Origin of the sequence: Paracoccus sp. (in: a-proteobacteria) (assembly GCF_047973135.1) — a bacterium.
GTDB lineage: Bacteria > Pseudomonadota > Alphaproteobacteria > Rhodobacterales > Rhodobacteraceae > Paracoccus.
On sequence record NZ_JBKEBL010000259.1, the window covers coordinates 20,440 to 27,051 of the forward strand.

Consider the following 6,612-nt stretch of genomic DNA (forward strand, 5'->3'; position numbering starts at 1 on the left):
GCTCTCCTGTTGCCCGATGCTCTTTCACAGACGGCGATTTTTGTCCATATCAGGGACAAACGCAGGAGGCGCGGATGAGCGATTGGGACGGGCTGAACGCCCCGGACGCAGCGGAAATAGAGGCGATGGCCCGTCAGGCGGTCGCCACATTGCCAGTCCGATTCGTCGGGCATGCGCAGGATGTCGCCATCCGTGTCGCCGAATTCGCGCCAGATGACGTGCTGGACGAATTGCAGATCGACGACCCGTTCGAGCTGACCGGCCTGTATGACGGCATCCCTCTGACCGAGAAATCTGTCAGCGACCAGCCCGCCGCCCCCGATATCGTCTGGCTGTTCCGCCGCCCGCTGCTGGATGAATGGGCGGCGCGCGGGAATGTCACCCTGGGGGAACTGGTCTCGCATGTGGTCGTCCACGAGCTTGCGCATCACTTTGGCTGGTCCGACGAGGCGATCGCCAGCATCGACAGGTGGTGGGAATGACCGAACAGCAACTGCCGATCCTGACCGTCACGCTGAACCCCGCGCTGGATCTGTCCACCGCCGCCGACGAGGTCCGCCCCGATCAAAAGCTGCGTTGCGACAAGCCGGTGGTCGATCCGGGCGGCGGCGGTATCAATGTCAGCCGCGCGATCAAGATCATGGGCGGGCAATCCACCGCCATGGTGGCACTTGGCGGGGCAACAGGCACGCGCATCGCCGACATGCTGCGCGCCGACGGTCTGTCCGTGGTGCGCCTGACCGCACCGGGCGAGACGCGGCAATCGCTGGCCGTGACCGACCGCGCGACGGGTGGGCAGTACCGCTTTGTGCTGCCGGGGCCGGAATGGCACCGGGCGCATGTGTCCGACATGATGTCGGCGATTGCCGAGGCCGCGAATGCGGGTGGCTGGGTCGTCGTTTCCGGCTCGAACCCGCCGGGGGTCGCGGCGGGGTTCGAACAGATGCTGACCGTGCGGCTGAAGGATGGCCGCGCAAGGCTGCTGGTCGATACCTCGGGCGAGGCGCTGCGGGTGCTGGCCGGTTCATCCACGCCGGTCGATGTCCTGCGCATGGACAGTTTCGAGGCTGAGGAACTGGCAGGCTGCCCCCTGCCCCTGCGCAGCGACAGCGCGGCCTTTGCCGCCGGTCTGGTCAGGAACGGCGCGGCCCGCGCGGTGATCGTGGCTCGCGGCGCAGATGGCTCGGTCATCGCGGATGGCGGCGGCGCATGGCATGCCGAGGCCGCAAAGGTCAAGGTGGTCAGCGCGGTCGGCGCGGGTGACAGTTTCGTGGCCGGGTTCGTGCTGTCCATGGCGCGCGGCTGGCCGGTACCCGACGCGCTGGCCATGGGCGCGGCGGCAGCCTCATCTGCCGTCATGACCCCCGCCACAGCCCTTTGCGAGGCCCATGCTATCCGAACGATATATGGGCAGAAGGTCGTGACGCGCCTATAAATACAGCCAACCAAGCTGTGCTCCGGGCCGCCCCGGCCCGGTTTTCGGTATCCCCAAGCAGCCCGTCCCGGCGGGCCATGTCAGCGCGCCTGTCCGAACCGTGGCGGGCGCGATCCGAAAGGTATTGCGGATGACCCTCTCGACCGTCGATCCGTCAGCTACTGATATTGCCTATCTCAGTTCAGTTCAGGTCAAGTTTTCCGGCGTCACCATCGGCGGCGGCATCTATTTCACCGCCAACCATTACCCCGCGCCCGGCGGCACCGGAACCGCCATCCCCGAACGCGGCCTGACCGGTCAGGGCGAAGCGCATGCCACGACCGAGATCGACTATACCCTGCCCACCGGCAACGACCCCTGGTATGCCTATCGCGAGGATACGAACGGCGATCTTCTGGTCGATTCCAGCGATGCGGTGAAATCGGGCTTCGACATGGCGATGCATGTCGGCGACCGGCTGGCCAGCACGGGCGGGTTCTATAACGGTCCCTCGGCCGCGCTGCTGATCGCGAACGATCCGACCGATCTGTACGGGACCGTCACCATCGTCGGCAACCCCGCGGCCGACCGCAACACGCTGTATGTGACGACCGGCACCCTCGCCAGCTATACCGAACAGAATGTCGGCGGCGATACCGGCGGCTATTTCCGCATCGATGGCGCGACCGCCCAGAACGGAATGAGCGGCGGCGGCAATTTTCTGGATTTCGACGCCAATGGCGACGGCGCGACCGAACGCTATCTGATCGGAACCTCGTCGCGGTATTATTTCTATGACGGGCCGGGTACGCAGTTCGACTACGAATATGTCACCTCGGCCTCGTTCTCGCCGAACTATGCGGATATGGCACTGGCCCTTCAGATGCTCAGCGGCGATGCCGCGCGGGTCGCCGACGACTTTTCGCGCATGACGCTGTTGTCGGGCCAGACCCTCGGTTCGCTGCGGACCACGGTTCAGGGGCAGTTCTTCAACGAAGACATTTTTGGCGGCATCAACGCGGATACGCTTTATGGCGGTGGCGGCAATGACAGCCTGACCGGACGGCAGGGTGCCGATCTGCTGGAGGGCGGGGATGGCAATGACACGCTGTCGGGCGGGGTGGATAACGACTCGCTGACCGGAGGTTCCGGGGCCGACTGGTTCTCGGTCGGCAGTTTCGGGGGCGGCGCGACCGACCGCGTGACCGATTTCACCCAGTCCGAAGGCGACATGCTGGAACTGACCGGCTATTTCACCACAATGGACGAGGTGCTGGCGGCGACCTCGGATCTGCCCGACGGCTCGATCATGATCACCCTGCCCTCGGGTCAGGGCCAGGTGATCGTCAACAACATGACGAAGGCGACGCTGACCAATGTAAATCTGGGGGCGACCTGCTTCACGGCGGAAACGCTGATCCTGACCACCAGCGGCCCGGTCCCCGCCTGCCAGCTTGCGCGCGGCATGCAGATCGTGACGCGCGACGGCCCCTGCCCGCTGCAAGGTATCCACCAGCGAAAGATGGGGGTCATGGAGCTGACCCTGCGCAGGCATCTGTGGCCGGTGATCATCGCCGCGCATGCGCTTGCCCCCGGCGTTCCGGCGGCGGAACTGGGCGTCTCGCCACAGCATCGCGTGCTGATTGACAGCCCCATCGCGAAACGCATGACGGGTGCGGCTGCGCTGGTCCCCGCCAAGGATCTGCTGGTGCTGGACGGTGTCAGTCAGCCACAACCCGACCGGCCCGTGACCTATATCCATCTGGTCTTTGACCATCACGCGATCGTTCTGGCCAATGGCTGCTGGAGCGAAAGCTTCTACCCCGGCAAGCAGGCCCTGCGCATGCTGCCTGACACGGTCGTGGCCGAATACCGCATGATCTTTGGCGACCCGGCAGAGGTTTCCCCCGCCGAACCCATCGTCGCGGGCCGCCGCGCGCGCAGGCTGGTTGAACGGCATATCCACCACAACAAACCCATGCAGCCCGCAGACGCCCCTGCCGAATAGCTGCCAGCAGGCAGAGGCGCGTTGACCGGTCAGCGGGGCGCAAGACTGCTGCCCGGAACTGCGGCGTTTTTCAGGATCTGGTGCAGATAATCGGCGGTCGAGCGGAAACCGGCGATGCGAAAGCCGTTTTCGATGCGCCACAGCGCGACGGCCACCTGCGCGGCGCGGGTGCGGCGCAGGCCGTCGGCGGGCAGGGCGGCGGGATCGACTGGCGACAGTTTGGCGATCACGTCGCCGGCCTCGGGGCCGGTCACGTCGAACAGCACGCGCATGTCTGACACATCGGCCAGCAGCGCATGTTCGCCGGTCAGCGCCTGCGACAGCGCCGTCATCGCCGCAGGCAAAGCGGCTGCGGGCAGGATCAGCAACAATTCGTCGGGCGACATCCAGCCAAGGCTGCGACTGCCATCCGAGGTAATCCGCGTAACATCCGGGATGGGCAGCCCCACGGCGTCGGCCACAGCATCGCCCGCGCGGGTCAGATCGGCGCGGACAGCGATCATGCCGGGCCCTTCCAGCCGGGCAATGGCGGCAAGCGGTTCAACCATTCAGGCGGCTTCCTTCCTTGTCGTAAAACACCGGCTCGCAAATGCGGCCGCGCAGCACCTCGCCCGAGGGCATCGGAAATTCCAGCACCTGCCCCATCCGTTCAGGCCCGTGACGCACCAGCGCCATGGCGATGGGCCGGTCCAGCGTCGGCGAAAAATAGCTGGAGGTTACGCGCCCCTGCGTCCGCCGCTGGCCATTGGCATTGCGGCCCTCTGCGGTGGCCAGCGCGCCATCCGGGATTACCCTGCCGTCAAGGCTTTCCAGCCCCACCAGCCGCCAGCGTGCGCCATCGGCCATGTGGCCACGCGCCTGCGCCCGCTTGCCGATATAATCGGCCTTTTTCTTGCTGATCGCCCAGTTCAGGCCCAGATCCTGCGGGATGACAGTGCCGTCGGTTTCATCCCCGATCATGATAAAGCCCTTTTCCGCCCGCATGACATGCATCGCCTCGGTTCCGTAGGGCGTGACGCCCAGATCGCGCCCGGCCTCGTGCAGGCGGTCCCACAATTCCGGCCCGCGCCCGGCGGGCACGGCGATTTCATAGCTCAGCTCGCCGGAAAAGCTGATCCGGTAGACGCGGGCCGGAATGCCCCCCATGTCGCCCTCGGCCCATTGCATGAAGGGCAGCGGCTCTGCGGACAGGTCGATACTGCCGGGCAACCGTTCCAGCAGGTCGCGCGCTCTGGGTCCGGCCACCGCGATCTGGGCGAATTGCTCGGTCAGGTTGGCGGTATAGACCCGCCAGTCCCACCATTCGCATTGCAGCCAGTCCTCCATATGACCATGCACGCGCTCGGCCCCGCCGGTGGTGGTGTGGCACAGCCATGTGTCGGGCGACAGGCGCGCGACGACGCCGTCATCCATCAGGAAACCGTTCTCGTTGCAGATCAGCCCATAGCGGCATTTGCCGACCGGCAGGCTGGACATCATGCCGGTATAGATCATGTCAAGAAAGCGCCCGGCATCCGGCCCCTTGACGACGATCTTGCCCAGCGTCGAGGCGTCCAGCGTCCCCACGCCCCCGCGCACGGCCAGAATTTCGCGATGGACCGCCGCGCGACGATCCTCGCCCGCACGCGGATAGCAATAGGGCCGCCGCCACTGGCCTACCGGTTCCCATGACGCACCGTTACGGTCATGCCAGTCATGCATCGCCGTCTTGCGCAGTGGCTGGAACGCCTCGCCCCGCGCATCCGCCGCGATAGTGGCCAGGGTCAGCGGCGTATAGGGCGGACGGAAGGTGGTGGTGCCGGTCTGCGGGATCGGCTGGTTCAGCGCCCCGGACAGAACGGCCAGACCGTTGATATTGCTGATCTTGCCCTGATCCGTGGCCATCCCCAGCGTCGTATAGCGTTTGGTGTGCTCGACCGAGGCATACCCCTCGCGCGCGGCCAGTTCGACATCGCTGACCTTCACATCGTTCTGGAAATCCAGCCACATCTTGCTGCGCAGCTTGAAGGGCGCGCGGGCGGGCATGCACCAGACCGGCATGGTTGCGCCCTCGGCTTGTTCCAGATCGCCCGCACAGCGCAGATCGCCATTGGCGGCACCGGTGGCGGTGACATTGCCGCGCCCATCCGCGCCCAGAGGCGGGCGATCGGGGTCGGGGCGGAACATCGCGCCCGCCTCGTCCCAGATCAGCTTGCCACCGCAATGGCTGTAAAGATGCACCACGGGCGACCAGCCGCCCGACATGGCAACCGCGTCGCAGTCTATCTTGCCGGTGGGCCGCCCCTCGCCGGACTGATCGCACAGGATCACCCCCTCGACATGCCGCCCGCCCCTGACTTTGGCGACGGCACTGCCGGTATGGGTCGCGATCCCCAGATCGCGCACGGCGCGCGGCAGATCGCCATCGGCGCGCGGGCGGGCGTCGATCACCGTGACCTCAAGCCCTGCCTCATGCCCGGTCAGCGCGGTACGATAGGCGTCGTCGTTATTCGTGACGACAACGATCCGCCTGCCCGGCGCAACCGCGTAATCGGTGATGAAATCACGCATGGCCGAGGCCAGCAGGACGCCCGGCACATCGTTGCAGGCGAAGGACAGGGGGCGTTCCAGCGCGCCGGTCGCGGCGATCACATGGCCCGCACGGATGCGCCACAGCCGCTGACGCGGGATGCCCGCATGCGGGTCGTGATCGGCCAGTGCCTCGCGGGCCAGCAAATAACCGTGATCGTAAAGCCCCGTCGCCATGGTATTCCGGCGCAGGGTCACGTTGTCGCGCTCGCGCAGATCGGCCAACAGCGTTTCGATCAGCGCCGCGCCGCCGGCATGATCGACCGGCGTGCGACCGCCCCAGACCGGATCCTGTTCCAGTACCAGCACGCTCAGCCCCCGGTCAGCGGCATTCCGCGCCGCCCCCAACCCTGCGATGCCGCCGCCCACAACCGCCAGATCGGCAAAGCCGTAAGCCTGTTCATAGCTGTCAGGATCAGGGTCAGCCGGGGCGCGACCAAGTCCGGCGCTGCGGCGGATCATCGGCTCGAACAGGTGTTTCCAGAACGGGCGCGGATGGATGAAGGTCTTGTAATAGAACCCCGCGGGCAGCATCGGCGACAGCCAGCCATTGACCGCGCCCAGATCTGCCTCAAGCGAGGGCCAGCAGTTCTGGCTTTGCAGCACCATGCCCGGCACAAGC

At 66.2% G+C, this 6,612-nt stretch carries 5 protein-coding genes; 3 read left to right on the forward strand and 2 right to left on the reverse strand.

Translation table 11 applies throughout. The features are described 5' to 3' along the window. The first annotated feature begins 74 nt into the window (after positions 1–74). The 3 genes from ACK5L9_RS19380 to ACK5L9_RS19390 all read left to right on the forward strand — a co-directional run bounded on the left by ACK5L9_RS19380 (position 75) and on the right by ACK5L9_RS19390 (position 3,422). Positions 75–482 carry a metallopeptidase family protein gene (locus ACK5L9_RS19380; RefSeq protein ID WP_416913095.1) on the forward strand — a complete coding sequence of 136 codons (408 nt, stop codon included), beginning with the start codon at positions 75–77 and terminating at the stop codon, positions 480–482. After that, positions 479–1,435: a 1-phosphofructokinase family hexose kinase gene (locus tag ACK5L9_RS19385; RefSeq protein WP_416913096.1), complete on the forward strand. Its 957-nt coding sequence runs from the start codon at positions 479–481 to the stop codon at positions 1,433–1,435. The genes ACK5L9_RS19380 and ACK5L9_RS19385 overlap by 4 nt, the downstream gene beginning before the upstream one ends. A 130-nt stretch (positions 1,436–1,565) precedes the next feature. Further along, a complete protein-coding gene (locus ACK5L9_RS19390) occupies positions 1,566–3,422 on the forward strand; it encodes a Hint domain-containing protein (protein WP_416913097.1) in 1,857 nt (618 codons plus the stop codon). Positions 3,423–3,451: 29 nt separating this feature from the next. Here the strand turns inward: ACK5L9_RS19390 and ACK5L9_RS19395 are convergent, their stop codons facing one another. Together ACK5L9_RS19395 and ACK5L9_RS19400 are read right to left on the reverse strand one after the other, a co-directional pair. After that, positions 3,452–3,970: a sarcosine oxidase subunit gamma gene (locus ACK5L9_RS19395; protein ID WP_416913098.1), complete on the reverse strand. Its 519-nt coding sequence runs from the start codon at positions 3,968–3,970 to the stop codon at positions 3,452–3,454. Further along, a partial coding sequence (locus tag ACK5L9_RS19400; protein WP_416913099.1) for an FAD-dependent oxidoreductase occupies positions 3,963–6,612 on the reverse strand: 2,650 nt, incomplete at its 5' end. The genes ACK5L9_RS19400 and ACK5L9_RS19395, both read right to left, overlap by 8 nt.